Below are 23,293 nucleotides of genomic sequence, written 5' to 3'. Positions count from 1 at the left end.
TTTCATATAGTTGTGTCCAGTAGTGGCAATACATGGGATGTTGACGAGTTTTTAAACTCAATTAATCTTATCTTAACTTCTCATTTTATTTCAGCGAAATCTTCACAACCTCATCCAAATATATCGTCGAATTATATCCATAAATCTCCAGCCTTTTAGGAACCACTTTCTCTCCAGCGTTGTCACTATGTAGCCCGTAGCTATAAACTGTATCGAAATATCGAGGCTGCTCGATCTTTTCATATACGATAGGGATATCAATCGTATCGTATTTAGTCCCGTTTTTATCAAAGAGCACTCCTTCAGAATTAATCTCCATTGAAATAGGTTCATTTTCATCCTCACCCACAATATTGAAGTGAAGCGACTGATATGCTCGATTCTCAACTTCACGATTGCTTATGACAACAATGGTAGGCTGTCCAACTTCCACCTTGTCGATGGAGATTGTACTGCCCGCATATTCAAAGGTTTGAGGATATCCTCTAGAAGCATCCAGTTCAATCGTTTTAGGGTCTTCAAACGTTAAATGAACAGATGCGAATTGAACGTGGACCTCTTTTGGTTTTTCACCAAAAAGTGGTTCAAAGTGTGTTTGAAAGGTATTCCAATTCATGTCTAGCAGTGAACCCAAAAAAGAGCTGCCATAGATATCAGCTTTCACTTTTTTATTGTTCACTTCTAGATTGTCAAAATTAAGACCATCTATCCGCTTTTCTAGCCGTTCATTATTAATAGCAAATTGCAGAATTGTCGCTGTTGGAGCAATGGTTAGTTTATTAAATCGAACCGGGATCCCTTCGACTTTTGTTTCTTCATCTAGTTCATATTCGATAGAAGGCTTTTTTGTAACAGGGATCTCGAAGTTCCACTCTCCTGTTTCAAATTCCATGTTCTCGTAAGTACTAAAACTATTCTGGTCAGAGGAATCACGAATCAATTTCTGAAGCTTTGTGATCTTCAGTTTGATTGTCCCGTTATCCGTTGTCAGTGGCAGCAGACTCATCTTTCCGTAAAACACGTTCTTTTCTTTATTATTTTCAGCCGATTTAAGGTCAGGAGGATAGTACCTTGGATATGTTTCACTACTCATAATTTCATATTCGTTCTCCACAGAAACACCCTCATGATAATCGATCACATATTGATTATCTTTAGCGGTATCTTCTATTTCATAAAAAACAAGCGTCTGAACATCGTCAGCAATCGCGCTCTTGATCTTAATTTTCAACCCATCGCTTTCCGCTTCCAGGGTCAGCCTTTCACCAAGACCCTGTTGCAGAAAGGCACGCAATTGCTGGTCCTCTTCTGTCCATGTATAGTAGAGGTTGGTAAAAGACCCTGTAAATACACCTATACTGATTAATAATGAGAAAACACTTGCAAAAACGAGCGTAATTCGTTTACGTTTCTTGTTCTTCTGTTGCCTTTGCTTTTCCTTTTCTGCCAGCCTAGCTTTGACGTTCCCCATGAAATCAGATGGCACATGGAAATCCTCCATCCTTTCAGTAAGATTTAACATGGTTAACATGACATCCTGGAATGTTGCCAAATCCCCCTGACAGTCTGGACAATGATAAATATGTTTCTCTAAATCAATCCTTTTCGACCGATCCAGGGTTCTTTCTAAGTAATCGATGTAATCCTTATGATACTCTTTACAGCCATTAAAGGGTGATCCGTACCCTAGTTCTTTTCTAAGTGACTGAATTCCGGAAAACAAAAGCTCTTTCATCTTTTCCACTGAAACTTGCAGAAGATATGCCGCTTCCTCCTTAGATATTCCTTTTATATATGTAAGGACTACCGCTTCTTTCTCGTACTTTTTCAATTGATCAAGTGCTTTAAATAATTCCTTATGTTGTTCACTTTCCTCAGAAACTTGTAAACTTCTATCCTCAGAAAGCTCACGGCAGTTCTGTATGAAAATGGATGTTACCCACGTTTCGAATGATGTTTCACTTTTAAATCGCGGCAATTCCTTTTGGACTTTTATAATGGAGCGAAAAAAAAGCTCTTCCATTTGCTGTTGATTTCTAAGATAGGACCAACCAAGTATATAGAATGATTGTTTACGCTGATTGAACCAATCTACGATAGATTCCACGCCTTTTTCACTTATCGTAGTGATTGACATGGGATCTATTTTTGCTGGGATCATAAATGTGTTTCCCCCTTTATTACATCTCTTTGTACCTAATGGTATTTACATCTTGAATTCTCTATCATTCTATTCATTGTTTCGAAAATGGACGTGGAATAGGGTTGAATCAAATTTATATAGGACTGTGTACCTGTCTCGATTGTCGAACTTAATTCCCGGCTCCATAATAGGAATAGCCGCTATTAGGTTGATCTTGTTTATTGATTCATCAAAATATATTTCATAGCTCACATTTATCCAACACCATAGTATTATTACCTTATATTGTAAAGGTAATTAATACACTAAACAATGTATATTAAACTAAAAATAAGTTAAAGAGACGGCTAGTCGTTATTATCTCCGGTACTTTGGCTAGAGCTGGCAACTACTAAGGAAATTTAGGGGCAGTCCCCCGTTGCGTTAAATTGGCGGGGACTTACTGTTTTATCCAGGAAACTAATACACTGAAAAAAACAACCTAGAAATAGAGTTTGCAAAAGGATATTAAAAATAAAAAAACACCTGCAATTCTGCAGATGGCGGTAATTACTTTTTATAGATTCTTAGTTTTTCTTAAATATATTGTGAGGCAGCGGAGAAATGGCTTAGATGCAACCCTAGCCGTTATATCGTACAAATTTGTTTCGTATTAAATATACGAACAAAAACATGAACAAAGGCACAATGTAGCTGATCATTTCTAGAAACATGGATTGTGGTTCGTACCTAGATATTATGATTCCCCCATCTGAGCTACCGAGGGTTCCGTTAAAGATACCGTAGCAGACGTTCAGCCCCCAATGGATGCCGGTGTCCCCCCAAAGCGAACCGGTTTTATAAACCGCATATGTTAACGATAGTCCGAGGATAAGAGAAAACAGCGTGTTAGTTAAACTAAACCCTTCATTCCAAGAGTCGTCTAGGGCATAAAGTATAAGGGAAATGATAAAAACCCATTTCAAAGGAATTCTCTCTTTAAAATGCCCAAATACATACCCTCGGATGATGATGTCATTTAAAAAAGATCCGACCAAAAATGTGAGCATCACCATCAAAAGTGACATGATCATCTCTGGGAAAGGCTTCCCACCCGTTATTTCAAATCCGCCAAAAAGATAAACGAGTATGTACTTCATCAGCCAAAATGAAAAACCGATAATAAACCCAATTACCGTATTTCTCCACCATTTTGGATGAAAGCTGATTCCGATACCTTTATACTCTTTTACCTTAGTTAGCATTAAAATTCCCTTCAATAATGGAAAAAACAAAAGGACTAATAAAACCTGTAGTAAAAATTGACTTGACTTCGCAATTCCCATGTTCAAATACAAATCCAGCACAATGAAACCTGCTATTACTTTACCGTAATAACTCATATGTTCCCCCTGATTCTTTTATCTTAATTATAAGAAATTAACTACGCGATGCCTAGTTGTTTTCTTCAAATCGAAAGGAAGGTTTTTACTTAAAGGAAACAGGTGCTTAGTGATGCGAAAAACTGAATAAAATAAGTACACATGAGTTGATGTGATTCATTTTTTCTCTAACTTTTTAAGAGTTACATCATTTCACGGTCCCCATCCATCAAGATTCTTTTCCAAAGTTATCAAGCAATGCACGCACTTCATCTGTTGATTTCGTGTTCATCAATTGATTTCTTAATTCAGCAGCTCCAGGAAATCCTTTTACATAAATTTTGAAAAAGCGATGAAGCCCTGTGATTGAACGTGGCAGTACTTCCGCATATTGATCTTGAAGATCAAGCTGCAGTCTTAAAAGATCAAGGTGTTCTTTACTGCTATGCTCTTTTGGCTCTTTTTCAAAAGCAAAAGGGTTTTTAAAAATACCTCGCCCGATCATAACCCCATCAATACCATATTTTTCAGCAAGCTGCAGCCCGATTTGACGGTCAGGGATGTCTCCATTGATGGTTAGCAGCGTATTTGGTGCGATACGGTCACGTAATTTTTTTATTTCCGGAATTAGCTCCCAATGCGCATCTACTTGGCTCATTTCCTTTCTTGTACGTAAATGAATAGAAAGGTTCGCAATATCCTGTTTTAAAATATGCGTTAGCCACTCCTCCCACTCCTGAACCTCCTCATAGCCAAGTCGTGTTTTCACGCTGACAGGCAGTCCGCCCGCTTTTGCTGCTTGAATAAGTTCTGCCGCAACGTCTGGACGCAGAATAAGACCGCTGCCCTTCCCTCTCGATGCCACATTCGGTACAGGGCAGCCCATATTAATATCGATACCTTTAAATCCTAACTCCGCCATACCAATACTCATTTGACGGAAATATTCGGGATTATCCCCCCAAATATGTGCCACCATTGGCTGTTCATCTTCTGTAAAAGTCAAACGGCCACGCACACTTTTCATGCCCTCTGGATGACAATAGCTATCCGAGTTTGTAAACTCTGTGAAAAATACATCCGGTCGGCCGGCTGCACTTACTACGTGACGAAAAACAACATCTGTCACATCTTCCATTGGTGCAAGTACAAAAAATGGTCGTGGTAATTCACGCCAAAAATTATCTATCATTTCAAACTCAAATCCTCTCACTATGGATACAACTTCAAACTCTCGGTCAAAAAATTTTAAGCCAAATGTTCCACTTCTTTTACACTTATATCATGCTTAATAACTTATTATCAAACACAAGGACATTTATAATTCGTGAAAAACTATTGTGAAAATCGACCATGTTTATTTTAACGAAAATCGGTCCTGAATGGTATTTTTATTAACAAAAAGGCTCTGTTATTATTCATTTTTGATTTTCGTATAGGTATTAGAATTCATAGGCGGAGAATTTCCGGCTAATATATATAAAGGAAGCTTAAGAAGCAGATATAAACGGAGAAATTCCGATTAACGGCTCTAAATAAGACAAAATCCAAAGGTTTGGATAATATAATCGGAAAAACTTCCTTTATTTTTAGGGAAATATGTGTATTTCCCAATTTAAGCGGAATTTTACCGTTTATTTTTCTAAGACTATGAATCATCATTCAGTTATATCAAATCCAGTAAAATTCACCATTTGATAACCCTAAGCATCTTTCACGCTATATTTTTTTCCTTGGTTTATAAATACCCAAATTAATTTAATTGGTAAGTATCCCAGCATACCCCCAAGTGTGTTCAAAATCAAATCGTCTACATCAAAACTACCGAATTTAAAAACCAATTGGGTCAGTTCAAATAACAGACTTAGACAAGCCGTGGCAATTGTGACATTTTTTAGACTTAGAAATCTCTTAGATAGTAGCGGAACAATGAAACCAAAAGGTGCAAAGCCAATAATGTTTCCAACTAAATTCACAATTCGGATATTTAAATTTATATCCGCTAAAAACAAATAATAAATAATTGTTTTGAAAGGTATGAAATTATGAGTGAAATACCAGGAATATTCATCATTACTCTTGAAAGTAAAATTGCTAATTATAACTTCTAAAGGAAGATACTTAAATAATATTAATTTTGTAAGAATTGATAGATACAAACACAGAAGGATTATTAAGACTACCTTGGAAAAAATTTTCATATTTATATAAACTCCAATCTACTATTTTTTATTGACCTTCTCTTTCGAATGGCCCTGATTTCCCCATCTAAGTATATAGACGAATTTACCTTCAATATGGGTTAAAAAAATTAAATGAGTAAGGAGAAAAAGATATTGAGTCTGTATTGAATTTTTATTGAAGAGAATAGAAAAAAGCCCGGGTTCCTATTGAGAAAATCCCGGGATAATATTAAGTGAACCAGCAATCGGAAACTAGTTATTGAACCTTTGCATTATAAGCTCTGCTAAGTAACTTGGGCTGTAGGGGGTCCCTTCTTGTATCCACCATGTTATGATGCCAAGTGACGAGGAAACAAGTATCTCCTTGGGCATTTGGAACGATTTCCCTTTCGCTTTGCGATTTTCTTCCGAATAAGTGACGATATCTAACAAAATACCGAACACTCTTTTACGGAAATCCTTGTTTTCGAGCATTACATTGTAGAGTCCTGCATTTCGATAAAAATGCTCAAGAAAGGAGACCAGCTTAGCCGGAGGTGTTTGAGATCCTGTCATTGCCTGACGATCCTCTGGTGAAGATTTAATCGTCTGACTTAATTCTTCAAATACATCCTCAATCATCTGCTCCATTAGATCATTAATATCATGATAGTGTAAGTAGAACGTAGCCCGGTTTAATTCAGCCCGATCAGAAATCATTTGTACCGTCATTTTGTTTGGATCGTAATGTTCCTGAATCAATGATATGAGTGCCTCTTTAAACATTTTCTTTGTCCGTTTGATTCGCGGATCAATCCTTACCTTCTCTTTTTTTGACATCTAATCACCTCTTCGTCTATTATTTCTAACTTTATCGACAAGAACTTTATTATATGTCCATTAGTTTACAAATCCTCGAAAAGTGTGCATGGTATTTTTCACTCTTCTCATGTTAGTATTTGATTTATTGATACACTATCAACTAAACGACAACGTGTCAATTTAATAATAAAAGGGGAGGGAATTTAATCGACCATGAATCAACCAATCAAAAGAGGGATTCTTCTCTTCATCTTATTGTTAGGTTCATTTCTATCCGTGCTTAATCAGACGATATTAAATGTTGTGCTACCAGATTTGATGAAGGAATTTGCGGTCTCAGCTACCACCATTCAATGGCTGTCAACTGGTTTTATGCTTGTAAATGGAATCTTAATTCCGGTAACAGCCTTTTTAATGCAGCGTTTTACTACTCGGCAGCTTTTTATTAGCTCGATGGTTTTACTGCTTGTGGGTACCTTCATCAACGCAATCGCTCCAAACTTCGCTCTTTTATTAACTGGCAGGATGATCCAAGCTGCCGGAGCAGGTATTATTATGCCGCTATTAATGACGGTTACCCTTGCAGTGTTTCCCGAGGAAAAACGGGGGACGGCAATGGGAACGCTCGGACTTGTGATGATTTTCGCACCAGCTATTGGTCCGACTTTAGCTGGATTCATTGTTGAACACTTTTCATGGCGGTGGTTATTTATCGGCATGTTCCCGCTTGTCGCCATCGTGATTGCTTTATCCTTAAAATATCTAGTAAATGTTTCGGAAACCTCCAGACCAAATCTCGATATCACTAGTATTATTATGTCTACTGCAGGGTTTGGTTCATTACTTTATGGGTTCAGTATTGCCGGAGACAAAGGCTGGGGAAATGGTTTGGTTTTAGGCTACTTAACAGCAGGCTTACTATTTTTAATACTCTTCTGCTGGCGACAGCTGCCTTCAAAGGATCCTTTGTTAAATATACGAGTCTTCAGAATCAGAATGTTCACCATGACCACTATCGTAAATATTTTAGTGACGATGGTCATGTATGCGGATATGATATTATTACCCATCTACTTGCAGACAAGTAGAGGATATACCGTCCTTGAAACAGGACTGCTGTTACTGCCTGGTGCTCTAATTAATGCAATCATGTCCCCTATCTCCGGTCGGTTATTCGATAAATTTGGGGTAAAACCGCTAGCGATGATCGGTCTAATCTTTATTATCGCTGCATCATGGGGAGTTACCGATTTAAGTGAAACCACTAGTTATAGCTATTTGATGATTCGAACCATCATCTTGCGAATTGGTATGTCTTTCATTACGATGCCGATTACAACTGCAGGGCTTAATGCCCTTCCGAAAAACCTGCATTCCCATGGATCAGCTGTATCTAACACCGTCCGCCAGGTAGCAGGTTCTATTGGAATTGCACTTGTGGTCACCATTATGACAACCAGGACGAAAAGTCATGCTACTGAGCTTATTCATTCTGGTAATGGGCTGTCTAAATCTCGGCTAATTATCGAATCTTCCATACTCGGCACGAGTGATGCCTACATTTTTACGGTCATTTTAGTCATCATTGCCTTCCTTTTTACTTTATTTATTCCTAGAAAGGGAGCGTCGAAGCAAGAGAAGACCATAATTGAACGGCAGCACAATACAAGCTGTGATGCTAAGAGTAGGTGAATCAGAAGAAATTGCCCAAGTTGACCTCTTTTTAGCCTCTGATGAATCCAGCTTTATCAATGGTACAGTTATAGTAGCAGATGCTTGATGGACTTCTGCAATTTAAAATAATGATAGAAAAAACTGACCCTACCATCAAAAAATGGATTGAGTCAGTTTTATTGGATTCTTAGAAACCATTTCCCTTAAAATCTCAATACCCATATCAGTAGCTATATCTATAGCGTTATTTCCTGATTAATGTTTTCCTTAACTCCAGCGCTTCACGCTCGTAACAACATTTTGTCGAAAGAAATACATTTGCAGAAAAAGAGCCCGTTTCTATTTTGAAATAGGCTCTTTGAATTATTTTAATACTACTCTGATATGATGATTATTTGTGAACTTTAGGAAAGATTAAATGTTTTGCGGGATAAAAGAAATTCATAAGATTATCTGGAGATGTAATGCAAATTGTTACATATGAAGGTAATTGCTACTATAGGGTTATTTGGATAAGCCGCGAAATTCGAAAATTAAGCAAACAGTCTTAAAACATTAGCCAAAATACACTTCAACACTCCCTTCTATTTTTGCTGTTGCTAAACAATTTTGTATAAAATTCTGGATTTGTTTTTGATCCCAAGTTAAGAAATCACTTTCTGACAGAGAATCTCCATTTTTATAAAATCGCTTTGAGGCACTCAAAGCCTTTTCAATTTGTTGTATCGAGAAGGTAGAGCTGTCGCCCGATCCACTAACTCCTGCATCGTATTTATTTGCATCAAGTAAGTTATACAGTATGGCTGCATTATAATTTCCCATGCTGAAACGTGCATAAGCAATTTCTTCTCCTGCTTTATTGTATCCTGATATATCGTGACCCATTATTTATCCTCCTTCAGATATAAATTTACTTCCCAAAAATAAATGGTCTTAGGAAATGATTATATTTTTACATGGTTTACCTATCCTTTTAGGTCTATTTTTTTAAAAACAATTTTCTTGAAATAACTTGGAAGGCATGGGTGTTACAGCGGAAAAATGTGATGATTCAATAAGGAGGTTATTTGGAAACGTTCGCAAAATTTAAAAGTTGTATTTATTCTTCAAGGTTTTCATAAAATCATTTTGCTACCTCCTACAGATAAAATATTATCACATTAGAATTCAAATAATTTTAGTCTTTTCAAAAGCTTTTCTACAATTATGTGAACATTAAAATTTAAACATACACAAAAACCGACAATGTTCGAATATGACATTTTGTAGAATGGTAATATAATTCACATTTTTGAAAAGAGTTTGTCATCAATGACGCAATTCAATCGTCTAATGCTATAAGAGATAACAGCTGAAGGTCAGGTATGGGGGGATACTTAATGGAAAGCACGGTAAATAATCAAGAAATTGAGAAACAACGGGTGAATTCAGCTAAGTGGTATGCAAACTGGAGGTTTATTACAGCAAGTATCATTATAATTATCGGGCTCTTCATTGCAGCAGGCAGCTACTATCAGGCAACCCATTTTAATTCACAAATCAAGATTAATGGCATTAAAGTCGGTGGGATGACCGCTGATCAGGCACTAAAAAAATTAAAAACAACCGTATTAAAAAATGTTGTCTATGTCGGACAGCAGCAAATTATAGATGGAAAAGATACAAAGATGGTATTTACGAATAAGGATCTTCCCGATGTCAAAAAATTGTTAAAGAGCCAGAGGACTTTTTTCCCTTCTTCAAAAGCGAAAGGCTATTCATTAATGCCCGGCAATCAGGATCAGTATCGAAACCAGACGTTGAAAAAACAGGTGGAAGAAAAGCTGCTGACCATGAATAAGGGTTTAAAAGCGCCACAAGATGCGGTAGTTCGTTTGGAACAAGGCAAAATTGTTGTCACTAGCAGCATTAGTGGAGAACAGTTTGATGTCGCCGGTATTTTGAAGGACTTCGAAAAGCAAAAATATATTAGTGAAATCCGGCTCAATCCAGTTTACTTACAGCCGATTAAAGAGGACAGCGAGTTTATAAAAAATCAACAGAAAAAGTTCGAAGAATTCCTTGCTCAGACCATTGATTACATGGTGCAGGATAAAGCTTTTACGTTAACCGCGGGCGAATTAATTAAGAATGCATCTATTTCAAAAGATTTGCAGATTAAGATAGCTGATGCCGGTGAAATTAAGCAAAGAATCGCTGAAATTAACAATGCCCAATCAACATTAAATAAGGATTTCACATTCAAGACCCATTCAGGTTCGTTGATATCAGTTAAAGGTAAAGGCTATGGCTGGTCCATCGATGTCGAAAAAGAAATACCGCGTATTATGGAAGCCCTTGAAAATGGGGAGAAATCGGTTTCCGCCTCTAATATTTACGGACATGGCTGGAAGGGTGAAGGCTACGGATATGATACAATCGCCAATAATGGTATTGGCGATACGTATGCTGAAGTCTCCATTGCAGAGCAGCGAATTTGGATTTACAAAAATGGAAAATTAGTCGTGACAACGAATGTTGTGACCGGCACACATGATAATCGTCATGATACATCACCAGGTGTGTGGTATATCCTTTATAAGCAATCACCTTCCGTACTAACGGGCAGAGAAAACGGAAAAATCACTTATCAGGTTCCTGTTAATTATTGGGCCCCTTTTACGAATGACGGACAGGGATTCCACGATGCCAGCTGGCGAGGCAATTGGGCAAGTAATGCCTATCTTGGGGCAGGATCGCATGGCTGTGTCAACACACCGCCAAGCATTATGAAAGCTGTGTATGACAATCTCAGCACCTATGAGCCGGTTGTTGTTTACTAAGACAAGTGAGGCTGTTCCAAAAGTATAACTTTTTAGGAGCAGCTGGCTCTTTCTTTTCAAAGAATAATTCGTTTTATTTGGTAAAGCATCCAAACAGGTTCATTTGGATGCCTTTTTCTATCCTGATTTCAATTTTTATTAATTTTTTTAATAATGTAACAGGTACCGTCTTTAGCAAAAAATAAATCTTTTCCCTTCATTAGATTAAAATGTACCTTCTCTTTATCGTACATCAGTTTTTCCACTTTTTCATATTGCTCCAACATGCCAGCTTCTGGGTTAATAATAATAGCTTGATTGGTTGAAACAAATCCCTTAGGGTCACTTTTTCGTTCCGGCTTTAATTCGGCCATCCATTCTCCATGAAGCAAAATAGTTTGTGCAGAAATTTTTGTTTTTCGGTTTTGAATGGACCAAGTTTTACGGCAGTTACAACGGTAAATTTTGCTCTTCATCCCTTTGTACCCTCTTTCGATGATCATGAATGAAGTATCATATTAATTGTATTCATCGAATATTTAGGTTATGAAGCCCATTTTCCTGGATATGCCTATCCGCATTATTTCTTGCATACTGCATTTAACATCTCTTCCGGTGTTCCTTCGAATATAATTTGTCCGCCTTGTTTTCCTCCTCCTGGACCCAATTTTATTACCCAGTCGCTCGCCGCTATCAAGTCTAGTTTGTGTTCGATTATTATCACGGAATTTCCTCTGTTTACAAGGTTTTGAAATACATCTAAGAGTTTTTCATTATCTTCTGAGTGCAGTCCTGAGGATGGCTCGTCTAACAGATAGATTTGGCCCTCTTTTTGTAAGTGGCTTGCAAGTTTTAGACGTTGAATTTCTCCACCGCTTAGGGAACTTGTCGTCTGCCCCAAGGTCAGATAACCTAATCCCACATCTTTTAGCGTATGGACTCTTTTTATGATTTTTGGCGCTTTGAAATAATTTATGGCCTCGTCTATTGTTAAATCTAAAATCTCTACTATATTTTTATCTTGATAGCGATAACTAAGCGCTTCGTTTGAGTACCTCGTACCACCACATGCCTCACAAGGAATCGTCACTGGATCTGCAAATGCTACTTCTGGCGTTAGGACTCCTTTTCCTTTGCAGACAGGACATGCTCCTAAGGAGTTAAAGCTAAACAATCCTGCCGGTTGTCCTGTTGCTTTTGAAAATATAGCGCGAATATCATCCATTATTCCCATATATGTAGCCATAGTTGAACGACTGGAGATTCCTATACCGCCATGTCCTACCGTTATAGAATCTGGATACTTTTTCGTGAAGGCTTCCAATATTAAGGAGCTTTTACCTGAACCAGATACTCCACATACAGAGACTAAGACATTTTTAGGAATATTGACGCTTATATTTTTTAAGTTATTTGTACTTGCTCTTCTTATTGTAAAATAACCTTTTATTTCCCTTGGGTTTTTATTTATTTTTAACTGGTGCTTTAAGGCTGTTGCGGTGGGAGAGTTTTTTAGTCCTTCTAATTTTCCTTGATAGACAACTTTCCCTCCATTTACACCTGCTCCTGGTCCCATCTCAATTATTTCATCCGCAGCTTTTATTACTGATAGATCGTGTTCGATTACGATTACGGTATTATGTTGGTCTTTTATCCTTTTTAGCATCTGTATTAACATATCCACTTCTTCTGGATGGAGTCCCGCACTTGGTTCGTCGAAAATATAGGTGATATTATTTAGACTGCTTCCTAAATGACGAGCAATTTTTACCCTTTGTGCTTCACCGCCGGACAGGGTGCCCATTTTTCTTGACAGACTCAAATATCCCAGTCCCATGTCGACTAGTTGTTTTACATACGGGATTGCTTGTTGTGCTATCGATTTCCCCATAGGATCTTTTATTTTCTTTAGTTCTTCTAGCATTTCTGGCAGCTCTAATTGGTCGTATTCTGCGATATTTAGGCCATTTATTTTGCACTCTAATACCTTGGGGTTTAAGCCTGAACCTTTACATGTTGGGCATAATGAATGCGTTGACACTGCTAAGACATCATCTTGCGATACTTGTTTTAGTTTTGAGATGTCTCTATTTATATAAACACGCGTAAATCTAGGTAATAACCCATCCCACTCTGCATTATGGGGTCCATTTTTTTCGGCGCATAAGCTCTTTCACCTTCTCGGGGACCATATAAAAACAGGTGGAGTTCTTCTTCTGAGTAGTCTTTTAGCGGTTTATCTGGATCGAATAATCCGCAGGTCATCATCCATTGACCTTGCCAGCCTGAAGGCGATAATGGTTTAAATTTCACTGCATATTCTCGAAGTGACTTATCGTAATCGATCATCTTATCAAGGTCTGGTGCAATGACTTCCCCATATCCGCCGCATTCAGGACATCTGCCAAAAGAACCTTGGCTTGAAAAATCAGTGGCAGAACCGATCGGTGGATTTCCTACTCTCGAGAACAAAAGTCTAATTAATGGATCAATATCCATATAGGTGCCCACCGTTGAACGGGAATTGCCTCCTATAGGTCTTTGTTCTACTACTACAACCGGGCTTAAGTTTTGCATAAGATCGGCGTGGGGTCGTTCGTACCTTGGCATTTGATTTCTGACATAGAGAGGATAGTTCAAAGTCATTTGTCTTCTACTCTCTGTTGCTAATGTATCAAAAACCACTGAGCTCTTTCCTGAGCCTGAAAGACCAGTAAATACGATGATTTTTTCTTTTGGTATGTTTAAATCTACATTTTTTAAATTATTTTCTTTAAGCCCTCTTAAAATGATTTCGTCTTTTATTCCTGACATATTACTATCCTTTCTATCCATTAATACTTTTCAATGGATCGTTCAACAATACCATCAGAACTAAACCCATTACTTGATAATAAAAACATTTATTTCATAGTTTATCCATTTTTGCTTCACCACTACTATAGTCTTATTATGTATGGATTGTAATTGACACGTAAAAAAGGGTCAGACAATCATGACACATGTTCAGAGTGTATGTGGCAACACATGGGTGCTGGTGAGATGAATTTACTTCAGCGGGTGGAAATCTTAACCGCCTGTTTTCATAAACTTTATTTTTAAAAAAGGGAGAACCTCAAAAGTTTTTCTATTTGAGGTCCCCCGTTTAATATTACCCTATTATTTTTTATAGCACCTTACTTAAGAAAGCCTTAGTTCTCTCATTCTGTGGGTTACCGAATAACTGATTCGGTTCATTTTCTTCTACAATATATCCTCCATCCAAGAAAATAACACGATCTCCAACTTCCCGGGCAAATCCCATTTCATGTGTAACAACAACCATAGTCATACCTTCTTTAGCAAGCTGTTTCATAACCTCTAAAACATCTCCGACCATTTCCGGATCAAGTGCAGAGGTCGGTTCGTCAAAGAGCATAATTTTTGGATTCATTGCCAGTGCCCTTGCTATGGCAACTCGCTGTTTTTGTCCCCCAGATAGTTCTCCCGGGTAGCTGTTTGCTTTTTCTTTAAGTCCAACCTTAACAAGTAACTCAAGAGCAGTTTTTTCAGCCTCCGCTTTATCAATAGTAAAAATTTTGATAGGACCTAAAGTGATATTTTCTAAGACAGTTTTATGTGGAAACAGATTGAATTGTTGAAATACCATTCCAACCTCTTGTCTAACTTTATTTATATTGATTTTGGGGTCTGTTATCTTATGTCCGTTAATCACTACCTCACCGCCTGAGATTTCTTCCAGTCGGTTTAAGCACCGAAGGAATGTACTCTTCCCTGACCCAGAGGGGCCGATTACACATATAACCTCTTTTTCTTGCACCTCCGCATTAATATCCTTTAATACCTCTAGGTTTCCAAATGATTTCCTTAAATTTTTTACAGATATAATGCTCATCGCAGCTCAATCCTCTTTTCTACGAAATTAGCAAGTATGGTTAATAAATAGATGATGATAAAGTAAATAACACCTACAGCCAGCCAAACCTTAAATGCTTCAAAGGTTGCTGAAGCCTGAATTTGGCCCTGCTGTGTTAAATCCGCAATTCCAATAACGGATAAAAGAGAAGTGTCTTTTAAACTAATAATGGATTGGTTCGTAATCGTAGGGAGCATTCTTCTAAAAGCCTGAGGCAGGACCACATAGCGCATGGTTTGAGCACCTGTAAAACCAATCGACCTAGCTGCTTCTGTTTGTCCCTTATCAATTGATTGAATGCCTGCTCTGATAATCTCTGCAAAATAGGCTCCTGCATTGATGGCAACAGTGATAATACCCGCTGTTGTATTGTTCAAGGAAACTAAATTAAGGGAATTTATTCCAAAATAAATAAAAAACAACTGTACTATAAATGGAGTTCCTCGAATTGCATCAACATACACTTTCGCAATCCAATTCAAGATTTTAATAGGCGCAAGCCGTAACAAGGCCACCAGTAAACCAATTACAAAACCTAGAATAATGGCAATAACAAATATGTAAAGTGTGACTTGAAGTCCTTTTAATAATATTGGTAAGGCTGCAATAATAGTATCCACTTTTTTCATCCCCTATCGAAAAGAAGGCGCGCTTTATGCGCGCTCTGTAATCATTATTTATTCACCAAGATAAGAGTTTACAATTTTATCATATGTTCCATCTTTTTTGAGTTCAGCAAGACCTTTATTAATTTTTTCTAATAAATCCTTGTTTTGTCCTTTCAAAACAGCAATTCCATATTGGTCGCCATTTAATCGATCACCCACAATTTTCAAACCAGGGTCCTTTTGGGCAATCGCATAGGATATAACAGGATAATCTTCAATAAGTGCATCTGCATTTCCATTAGAAACTTCCTGGAACATTGCTGGACTATCGTTAAATTGAACCACATTAATTCCTAGTTTCGAGGCATTTTCTTGTGCAAATTTAGCACCTGTTGTTCCTTTTTTAACGGCAACATTTTTTCCTTTAAGGTCATCCACTGATTTAATATTTGAATTATCTTTTTTTACAACAACTGTTAAACCTGCTTCAAAATACGGAGTTGAAAAATCTACTACCTTTTTTCTATCATCTGTAATGCTCATTCCAGCAATAGCTACATCAAGCTGATTGGCTTGCATAGCTGGAATTATTCCACCAAAATCCATTGCATTAAGTTCAATTTTAAAGCCCTGATTTTCAGCAATGGCATTGATCAAATCAATATCGATACCCTTATACTCATTTCCATCTTTGTATTCAAATGGAGGGTAAGTGGTATCCACGCCAACTTTATATACCTTTTTACTACTCGCATTATCTCCTGTTGTTTCCTTGGCTCCACATGCAGCGATGAAGAGAGTAAGAATTAAAAACAAACTAAACAAACTAAATTTCCTCATTTTTCAAAGCACCTCATTTTTTAGATTATTCTTATTGATATAGCAAGATATTAAACACTATAAAAGTATTAATTTCTTGTATATACCCTAATTAGTGGACAAAATAACCTAAATGAATGAACTATTTGATTTCACAGTCAAGGGGGATTTTTAATGTAGAAATGCCCAAGACTTATCGACCTTCTATCTTTTATTTGTATTTATCATACAGCTGGGGACTGGATTTTGTGCTTAGGGTCCTACTGATGGCAAGTTCTTCTGAATAGGATCTAATATAACGGGGACAATTGTTAATTTTGTATTTGGCATAAGAATGGCACCTCCTTTGGTTGATATGTCTATCGTACGGGAGATGCCTGGTCGTTTATATGCGTTATTTGATTACGGTCTTACTATATATCTTCGAAATGTTGCTTATTCAACTGAAGCACATTTATCTTTTTTTGTCTCAAGGCTCCTAAAGTATTCTTTCAACATCTCTTTCTTCAGAAGTGCACCCCAATATGGAATAAGTAATCCTTTAACTCACAAATCTATTGAATAATTACTGGGAATATTTATTCAGAAGACTATTGATGGAGTTATTTATTTCATTGATGTTAGGATTTCCTACTTTCGTATCGTTAATGCTATAGTTCCTTTTTAGTTGAATAATTCTTTCTACACTTTCATCTAATCTTTGTTTTGATATTTCCCCATTTTGAACTGCAGTTTTTATAGAGTCGATAATCTTTACAACATTATTATAGTCATGCCCTACTAAAATAATATCGCTTCCTGCCTTAACTGATTCTACCGCTGCTTTGCCAATATCAAAATGTTCTGTAATGGCACCCATTGTCATATCGTCCGTTATGATTACTCCCGTGAAACCAAGTTGTTTTCTAAGTAGATCCGTCATGACAGCTTTTGACATGGTCCCTGGATTCGTTTTATCCAATTGAGGCAATAAGATATGGGCGACCATCACAACATCTGCTCCTTGTTCAATCGCACGTTCAAAAGGAATTAACTCTAATTCTTTAAGTTCCTTAAGGCTTTTATTTACAATTGGAAGATCCAGATGGGAATCAACCGATGTATCTCCGTGACCGGGAAAATGCTTAATTGTCGTGATGACGTTTTGGGACTGAATCCCTTTCATCGTTTGAATCCCAAGTTTACTTACTATTTCTGCGTTGTTTCCAAATGATCGATCCCCGATTACTGGGTTATTTGGATTGCTGTTAATATCGAGAACAGGGGCAAAATCGAGATTTAAACCAAATTTCTTTAATTCTTGCCCTAAAAGTGTTCCGACTTTATAAGAAAAATTAGGATTATTTACCTGTCCAATCTGTTTATTTGGAGGAAAGTTAACAAGTCCACCCGGCAATCTTGTCACACGTCCCCCTTCTTGGTCAACGCCTAGTATAAGCGGTAGACTCGAACTATTTCCAGCTTTCAGTTGATTCACAAGTTGAACCGCTTGTGCTGGGGTTTCAAAATTATTTTTGTAAAAAATAATTCCTCCGACATGGATTTGGCTTATTAATTGTTTTGCCTTTACATCCATTGTAGTCCCGTCAATTCCAGCAAGAATCATCTGGCCAATTTTATCTTCTAAGCCCATTTTAGAAATCACTTCTGAAATGGTTTGATTTGCTTGTTGATTCGGTTTTTCAACTTTTCCTTGTTGACCAGGTGTCTTTTCAATCTGTGTATAGAGCGAGATATGGTCAACTTTAGGATTTGGTTCTTGTTCTGTTTTTACTGGTAAAACCCATAACAAATCAGTAGAAGCCGTTGCATGATAGACAAGTATCATTTGGTCAAGCGTTGAATCTTTATAGTATCGAATGGCATCGGGCTCTCCACCAGTTTTCTTAATTTCATTTAAAGAAATGTTTTGTAGTTCTGAATTATAAGATCGTATATCATTCACAGTATTATTGGCATAGCCGATAGTGGCATGATGACTTTCGTATTCCTCATACCTGCCTTTGGCAGTTTCCGAAATATGGTCCGATTTCCCCCACTCTTGATTTACTTCCTTCCATTCTGTTTCACCGGAAACAAAGGAAATGTTCGGAACCTTACCTACCTTAGATAAAGAAAATGTTTTCTCTACTATTTTCTCAAGATTTGAATTCTGATTATTCTTCGAATCCTTTGTATTTTTACCGGAAGGTTGAGTTATTATTGGATTTTCTTTACCTTGCGTCGTCTGTTCGCTCCCTTTTTCTTTGATTGCATAATAATAAACACCAATGAATAGGGCTAAAATTAAAAGTGGAATCGTATAAATAAGTAGTTTATTTCTAGATTTTTTTTGTCTTTTCATACTCCAATTTCCCTTTCTAACTTTTCGTTTCTTAGCTTTTCTGACGCTTTTTTCACATTTTTTCGAGTTCAACTTCCGATGGTTATTTCTATTGTTTTAAATCCATTCAAGGGGATGAATTCATTCATCCCCTATTTAATTTGTTAATTATTATATTTGCACATTATTCCAAAGCTCGTTAGCAGTGGTTAGTTTTTGTTTGATATTTTATCACCATTGTCTTCCAGGGTCGTTTGACATATTATTAACGGTACCCTTAGGATAAAGCACGGAATAGTGGTCCATTACCGGGTCCGGATTGCTTTTTGAAGGCTCAGGAAATACTAACAAAATGTTGAATTCCGAATTTGCAACATACCCTATAATCTCCTCGCCGTTACTTTTCACATCATATGCCGGAGTTCCAAATACTTTCTTTACCATAGAAAGTGATAATTCATTTAATTTCTTATCAAAGGATCTTGCCTCAAAAATCTGTGAACCTTTGTTGAATCCAAATACCACATTGTATTTTGAAAATACAGCATAATTCCCTTTAGCACTAGGTACCCAATCAGCTTTATCCGGAGTTCCTAGCTTTTTCTCTACATCATCTATAATAGTAGTTTTAACGGGAAAGTCTGAATTTATGATTTTACCCTGCTTTGCCAATTGCATGACACTTGAAAGCAGCTTTCTCTGAGTATCGCCATTAGAGGATATAGCAGCTGTATTGTTCTTCAATACTGACGCTTTGTTTGTCTTGTCTTGTGTTGTATTGCTTTGTGATTCTTGGCTGATATTTCCTTGCGTTGTATTGCTTTGTGATTCTTGGCTTATATTTCCTTGCGTTGTATTGCTTTGAGTTGCTTCATCTTGAGATGTTTTTTCCACTGACGGAGTTGAACTAGTTGTATCGCTGTTTTCATTTGGGCTAACATCTGAACTGCCAGGTTTAATGGTGGTTGAACAGCCTACCATAATAGTAAGAGATAGAGCTAAAACTGCACATATTGCCGAACTTTTTTTAAATTGTGTAATCATAATAATTCTCCGTTTATTGTCTTTACTTGCATATCCTAATGTCCCAGTAGTACTCTTTTTTTCTGAGAATAATCTAAGCATATTGATTATTGTCTGACCGTATTTTTTGACTTCTTCTGTCTTTAAAGTGTTGATGACAGACGCATCACAAGCCACTTCACAGTCTTGTTTTACCTGATTAAGTGAATACCATATTAAGGGGTTGAACCAATAGATTGCTTTAACAATCATAAGCAAGGTGTTTACCACTAAATCCTTGTTCTTAATATGATTTAATTCATGGCTTAACACAAACCTAAACTCTTCCGGGGTTAATTTGTCTATAAGCTCCTCCGGAATTAAAATTTTAGGACGAATCATCCCGTAAACTGCAGGTGATTTCGAGTAATTACTATAAATAATTTTTATCTTTGAATTAATTTTTAACTTTGATTTTCCAGCTTCTAAAATTCCAATTAAGTCTTCTTTTTCACAGACTGAACACTTTTTCAATTTAACCATCATCATGATATTTACACATAGAATATACAGTAAAATTGAGGAAACACCTATTATCCACAGCATTGCTGCAATATCATAAGTAAAAATAGCACCTATAATACCTGTATCAGCTAATGCGTTATTATCTTCTATAGACGGTCCATTTCCGGTTGTGATAGTACTGTTTGGTACTATGTTAGGAACATATTGTTCTGCTATAAAATGAGGATCAAGTTCCTTCTGTTCAATTGGAATAAAATTCAGAAAGCTTATATGACTTTGAATGTCTATTGGCAGTATTAACCTAAGTACAAGCAAAATCCAAATATAGTAATGAAACTTTGCACTAAGTCTTTGTCTAAAAATAGCCTTAATGACAAGTATCCCTAATGCTAAAATACTGCCCATAAGCGAAAGTAATAAGACTTCTTTAAATATTGCAGATAAAACCATGCACCATTACCTGCCTTTTACTTGTTATTTTTTTTATTAAGCAATCTTTCCAGTTCTTCTATTTCCTTCTCAGAAATCTTCTCTTCCTTTATAAAATTGGCGAGCATAAGGTGGATAGAACCATCGTATACCTTTTGAATAAACGACCTTGTTTCATCCAATATACAATCTCTTTTATCTACCAAAGGATAATACTCATAATGAGGCGTCTCCTTATTCACACCTAAAGCACCTTTCTTTACCAGTCTGCTGATTAATGAATGAATTGTTTTCGGACTCCAATTCTTATTAGAACCTACTGCCTCTACAATCTTCGCAGAAGTTAATGGAGCTTCTTCCCATAGCACCTTCATTACGATACACTCTGCATCAGATATTTTGCAATCTGCTTTCTTCATCTTTTTCCTCCGTCCTACAAGTGTAATCCAATTTATAGACTACACTTGTAGGATGGTGGTGTCATCAGTCTTTTTACCCAACTTAGATGATTAGGACGTTCGTTAAATAAAAGAAGGAAAAATGAATTATGAGGCACATTTTAAAAACAAAGGGACAAACTCCGGTGTGATTTGCGGTGACTGTCACGACCCGAATAATCTCACTTTATTAAGATGGGCAGACTTTAATTTAGCCCTAAAGTCGAATTACATTTTTCACAAGAAATAACTTCAAGTAGAAAAAGCAGCTAAAATCTAGTAAGATATCCACATGTGACATCAATATAAGGGGTTAAAAAAATGAGCGTATTAAATGTAAAAAATTTAAGTCACGGTTTCGGTGATCGTGCGATTTTTAATGATGTGTCTTTTCGACTTTTAAAAGGCGAACACGTTGGACTAGTTGGGGCAAATGGTGAGGGTAAGTCTACTTTCATGAATATTGTTACTGGGAAGTTGCAACCCGACGAGGGAAAGGTTGAGTGGTCCCGAAAAGTTCGTGTAGGTTATTTAGATCAGCATGCTGTACTTCAAAAAGGTACTACGATGCGTGACGCTTTGAGTACTGCTTTTCAATATCTATTTGATGCTGAAGCAGAGATCAATGAACTTTATGCAAAAATGGGTGATGAAGGTGCTGATATCGATGCACTGCTTGCTGAAGTTGGAGAGCTTCAAGAAACTTTAGATAGTAATGATTTCTATCAAATTAATTCAAAAGTTGAGGAAGTTGCTCGTGGTCTAGGATTAGACGATGTTGGACTCGATCGAGATGTAGATGATCTTAGCGGTGGACAGCGTACGAAAGTTTTGCTGGCAAAGCTTTTGCTAGAAAAGCCTGAAATCCTATTACTAGACGAGCCAACGAACTATTTGGATGAACAGCATATTGAATGGTTGAAGCGCTATTTACAGGAATATGAGAATGCATTTATCTTGATTTCACATGATATTCCATTCTTGAACAATGTTGTTAATTTGATCTATCACATGGAAAACCAAGAGTTGAATCGCTATGTTGGGGACTATGATAACTTCTTAAACATTCATGAAATGAAGAAGCAACAGCTAGAGTCTGCTTACAAGCGTCAACAACAAGAAATTGCTGATTTGAAGGATTTCGTTGCTCGTAACAAGGCAAGTGTTGCGACTCGTAATATGGCGATGTCTCGTCAGAAGAAGCTCGACAAAATGGAAGTTATTGAATTGGGGAGAGAGAAACCGAAACCAGAGTTTAACTTCAAAGAGGCCCGTGCTGCTAGTCGCTATATTTTCACGGCTGAAGATCTTGTTATTGGTTACAATGAACCACTTTCCCGCCCTCTGAATTTGAAAATGGAACGCGGACAGAAGATTGCATTCGTGGGTGCAAACGGTATTGGGAAGTCTACTCTTTTAAAAAGTATTCTTGGGCTAATTGATCCAATTTCCGGTAAAGTGGAACGTGGTGAGTATCAACACATCGGTTACTTCGAGCAGGAAGTTAAACAGTCTAACTACAACACTTGCATTGAAGAGATTTGGAGCGAGTTTCCAAGTATGAATCAGGCTGAAGTCCGTGCCGCTCTTGCAAAATGTGGATTAACGACGAAACATATTGAAAGTAAAGTCGAAGTCCTTTCTGGTGGCGAAAAAGCCAAAGTTCGATTGTGTAAAATATTAAACACAGAAACGAATTTATTAATTCTAGACGAACCGACCAATCACTTGGATGTGGATGCAAAAGATGAATTGAAGCGTGCTTTAAAAGCGTATCGCGGAAGTATCTTGATGGTATCCCACGAACCTGATTTCTATCGTGAAATTGCGACTGATATTTGGAACTGTGAGGATTGGACTACGAAGGTGTTTTAAATAAAGATTAAGGGGGTACTCTATGAATGGAAATTCACTTGAGTACCCCTTTTTATTAGCCATCCAAACTTTTTAATATAGATATTCTTTTAGATTTCTTAGAAAAGCTCATCCAAACTAAAGTTAGAATTAGTAAATAGAACAAAAGAAAAAGGTCAGTCCCCCATTGCCGTGTTAAAGCAGAGGGAGACCGACCTAAAATCAAAATCTTTATAAGAAAGCTAAATTTCTTTTAAAATTATTTTCGCAACAGCTTCACAGTGGCTTGAATAGTGATCGCAGAAAAATATTGATGTAGTAGTGTTTTTGCCGTCCCCAAATGACCGAAAGTTGACGGTGTTGCCTGTCCAGAATTAGTCGGATATAATGTCCATGTATACATATTTCGGAACATTT

16 protein-coding genes and 2 pseudogenes are annotated in these 23,293 nt (G+C 37.0%); 4 read left to right on the top strand and 14 right to left on the bottom strand.

Annotation, left to right across the window (positions count from 1 at the left end; genetic code table 11):
- Positions 1-85: 85 nt before the first annotated feature.
- From ACIQCO_RS15700 to ACIQCO_RS15680, 5 genes are all read right to left on the bottom strand, one after another.
- On the bottom strand, positions 86-2,161 hold the full coding sequence (locus ACIQCO_RS15700) for a DUF4179 domain-containing protein (RefSeq protein WP_400430145.1): 2,076 nt from the start codon (positions 2,159-2,161) through the stop codon (positions 86-88).
- A 602-nt stretch (positions 2,162-2,763) separates the two neighbouring features.
- Positions 2,764-3,525, bottom strand: a complete 762-nt coding sequence (locus ACIQCO_RS15695) for a CPBP family intramembrane glutamic endopeptidase (protein ID WP_400430143.1) — start codon at positions 3,523-3,525, stop codon at positions 2,764-2,766.
- Positions 3,526-3,733: 208 nt separating this feature from the next.
- The gene (locus ACIQCO_RS15690) at positions 3,734-4,696 is read right to left on the bottom strand and encodes a tRNA dihydrouridine synthase (RefSeq protein ID WP_400430142.1); all 963 of its coding nucleotides are present in this window, start codon (positions 4,694-4,696) and stop codon (positions 3,734-3,736) included.
- A gap of 511 nt (positions 4,697-5,207) precedes the next feature.
- Entirely contained in the window at positions 5,208-5,663 is a 456-nt protein-coding gene (locus ACIQCO_RS15685; protein ID WP_400430140.1) for a VanZ family protein, read from the bottom strand.
- A 276-nt stretch (positions 5,664-5,939) separates the two neighbouring features.
- A complete protein-coding gene (locus ACIQCO_RS15680; protein ID WP_400430139.1) occupies positions 5,940-6,506 on the bottom strand; it encodes a TetR/AcrR family transcriptional regulator in 567 nt (188 codons plus the stop codon).
- A 195-nt stretch (positions 6,507-6,701) separates the two neighbouring features.
- Here ACIQCO_RS15680 and ACIQCO_RS15675 point away from each other — a divergent pair, with 195 nt between their 5' ends.
- Positions 6,702-8,180: a DHA2 family efflux MFS transporter permease subunit gene (locus ACIQCO_RS15675; RefSeq protein WP_400430137.1), complete on the top strand. Its 1,479-nt coding sequence runs from the start codon at positions 6,702-6,704 to the stop codon at positions 8,178-8,180.
- Positions 8,155-8,268, top strand: a pseudogene (locus tag ACIQCO_RS15670) (SDR family oxidoreductase); the annotation flags it as partial. The gene ACIQCO_RS15675 and the pseudogene ACIQCO_RS15670, both read left to right, overlap by 26 nt.
- 449 nt (positions 8,269-8,717) lie before the next feature.
- On the opposite strand, the gene ACIQCO_RS15665 reads toward ACIQCO_RS15670, so the two are convergent.
- Positions 8,718-9,047, bottom strand: a complete 330-nt coding sequence (locus ACIQCO_RS15665) for a hypothetical protein (RefSeq protein ID WP_400430135.1) — start codon at positions 9,045-9,047, stop codon at positions 8,718-8,720.
- Between the two features lie 494 nt (positions 9,048-9,541).
- Here ACIQCO_RS15665 and ACIQCO_RS15660 point away from each other — a divergent pair, with 494 nt between their 5' ends.
- Positions 9,542-10,984 carry a L,D-transpeptidase family protein gene (locus tag ACIQCO_RS15660; RefSeq protein WP_400430133.1) on the top strand — a complete coding sequence of 481 codons (1,443 nt, stop codon included), beginning with the start codon at positions 9,542-9,544 and terminating at the stop codon, positions 10,982-10,984.
- A gap of 128 nt (positions 10,985-11,112) precedes the next feature.
- Here ACIQCO_RS15660 and ACIQCO_RS15655 read toward each other — a convergent pair whose 3' ends face one another.
- The 8 genes and pseudogenes from ACIQCO_RS15655 to ACIQCO_RS15620 all read right to left on the bottom strand — a co-directional run bounded on the left by ACIQCO_RS15655 (position 11,113) and on the right by ACIQCO_RS15620 (position 21,004).
- Positions 11,113-11,439 (bottom strand): hypothetical protein, encoded by a 327-nt coding sequence (locus ACIQCO_RS15655; RefSeq protein WP_400430132.1) that lies wholly within the window; start codon positions 11,437-11,439, stop codon positions 11,113-11,115.
- A gap of 104 nt (positions 11,440-11,543) precedes the next feature.
- Positions 11,544-13,777: pseudogene (locus ACIQCO_RS15650) on the bottom strand (ATP-binding cassette domain-containing protein).
- Between the two features lie 352 nt (positions 13,778-14,129).
- The gene (locus ACIQCO_RS15645) at positions 14,130-14,858 is read right to left on the bottom strand and encodes an amino acid ABC transporter ATP-binding protein (RefSeq protein WP_400430130.1); all 729 of its coding nucleotides are present in this window, start codon (positions 14,856-14,858) and stop codon (positions 14,130-14,132) included.
- Positions 14,855-15,499: an amino acid ABC transporter permease gene (locus tag ACIQCO_RS15640; RefSeq protein WP_400430128.1), complete on the bottom strand. Its 645-nt coding sequence runs from the start codon at positions 15,497-15,499 to the stop codon at positions 14,855-14,857. The genes ACIQCO_RS15645 and ACIQCO_RS15640 overlap by 4 nt, the downstream gene beginning before the upstream one ends.
- Positions 15,500-15,556: 57 nt before the next feature.
- Positions 15,557-16,327, bottom strand: a complete 771-nt coding sequence (locus ACIQCO_RS15635; protein ID WP_400430126.1) for a transporter substrate-binding domain-containing protein — start codon at positions 16,325-16,327, stop codon at positions 15,557-15,559.
- A gap of 544 nt (positions 16,328-16,871) precedes the next feature.
- On the bottom strand, positions 16,872-18,650 hold the full coding sequence (nagZ, locus tag ACIQCO_RS15630) for a beta-N-acetylhexosaminidase (protein WP_400430124.1): 1,779 nt from the start codon (positions 18,648-18,650) through the stop codon (positions 16,872-16,874).
- A gap of 210 nt (positions 18,651-18,860) precedes the next feature.
- Positions 18,861-20,606 (bottom strand): M56 family metallopeptidase, encoded by a 1,746-nt coding sequence (locus tag ACIQCO_RS15625; protein ID WP_400430122.1) that lies wholly within the window; start codon positions 20,604-20,606, stop codon positions 18,861-18,863.
- A 17-nt stretch (positions 20,607-20,623) separates the two neighbouring features.
- Positions 20,624-21,004: a BlaI/MecI/CopY family transcriptional regulator gene (locus ACIQCO_RS15620; protein ID WP_400430120.1), complete on the bottom strand. Its 381-nt coding sequence runs from the start codon at positions 21,002-21,004 to the stop codon at positions 20,624-20,626.
- Positions 21,005-21,343: 339 nt separating this feature from the next.
- Between ACIQCO_RS15620 and ACIQCO_RS15615 the strand changes: the two genes are divergently transcribed.
- Entirely contained in the window at positions 21,344-22,897 is a 1,554-nt protein-coding gene (locus tag ACIQCO_RS15615) for an ABC-F family ATP-binding cassette domain-containing protein (protein ID WP_400430118.1), read from the top strand.
- Positions 22,898-23,293: the final 396 nt, after the last annotated feature.

Origin of the sequence: Neobacillus sp. NPDC093127, assembly GCF_044754175.1 — a bacterium.
Lineage (GTDB): Bacteria > Bacillota > Bacilli > Bacillales > Cytobacillaceae > Neobacillus.
The sequence above is the reverse complement of the archived record's forward strand: the minus strand, read 5'-3'. Positions and strand labels throughout refer to the sequence as shown.

Excerpts from the sequence above, each read along its gene's own strand:
- ACIQCO_RS15700 (WP_400430145.1), bottom strand. The coding sequence starts at position 2,161 with ATGATCCCAGCAAAAATAGATCCCATGTCAATCACTACGATAAGTGAA.
- ACIQCO_RS15695 (WP_400430143.1), bottom strand. The coding sequence starts at position 3,525 with ATGAGTTATTACGGTAAAGTAATAGCAGGTTTCATTGTGCTGGATTTG.
- ACIQCO_RS15690 (WP_400430142.1), bottom strand. The coding sequence starts at position 4,696 with ATGATAGATAATTTTTGGCGTGAATTACCACGACCATTTTTTGTACTT.
- ACIQCO_RS15680 (WP_400430139.1), bottom strand. The coding sequence starts at position 6,506 with ATGTCAAAAAAAGAGAAGGTAAGGATTGATCCGCGAATCAAACGGACA.
- ACIQCO_RS15675 (WP_400430137.1), top strand. The coding sequence starts at position 6,702 with ATGAATCAACCAATCAAAAGAGGGATTCTTCTCTTCATCTTATTGTTA.
- ACIQCO_RS15665 (WP_400430135.1), bottom strand. The coding sequence starts at position 9,047 with ATGGGTCACGATATATCAGGATACAATAAAGCAGGAGAAGAAATTGCT.
- ACIQCO_RS15660 (WP_400430133.1), top strand. The coding sequence starts at position 9,542 with ATGGAAAGCACGGTAAATAATCAAGAAATTGAGAAACAACGGGTGAAT.
- ACIQCO_RS15655 (WP_400430132.1), bottom strand. The coding sequence starts at position 11,439 with ATGAAGAGCAAAATTTACCGTTGTAACTGCCGTAAAACTTGGTCCATT.
- ACIQCO_RS15645 (WP_400430130.1), bottom strand. The coding sequence starts at position 14,858 with ATGAGCATTATATCTGTAAAAAATTTAAGGAAATCATTTGGAAACCTA.
- ACIQCO_RS15635 (WP_400430126.1), bottom strand. The coding sequence starts at position 16,327 with ATGAGGAAATTTAGTTTGTTTAGTTTGTTTTTAATTCTTACTCTCTTC.
- nagZ (WP_400430124.1), bottom strand. The coding sequence starts at position 18,650 with ATGAAAAGACAAAAAAAATCTAGAAATAAACTACTTATTTATACGATT.
- ACIQCO_RS15625 (WP_400430122.1), bottom strand. The coding sequence starts at position 20,606 with ATGGTTTTATCTGCAATATTTAAAGAAGTCTTATTACTTTCGCTTATG.
- ACIQCO_RS15620 (WP_400430120.1), bottom strand. The coding sequence starts at position 21,004 with ATGAAGAAAGCAGATTGCAAAATATCTGATGCAGAGTGTATCGTAATG.
- ACIQCO_RS15615 (WP_400430118.1), top strand. The coding sequence starts at position 21,344 with ATGAGCGTATTAAATGTAAAAAATTTAAGTCACGGTTTCGGTGATCGT.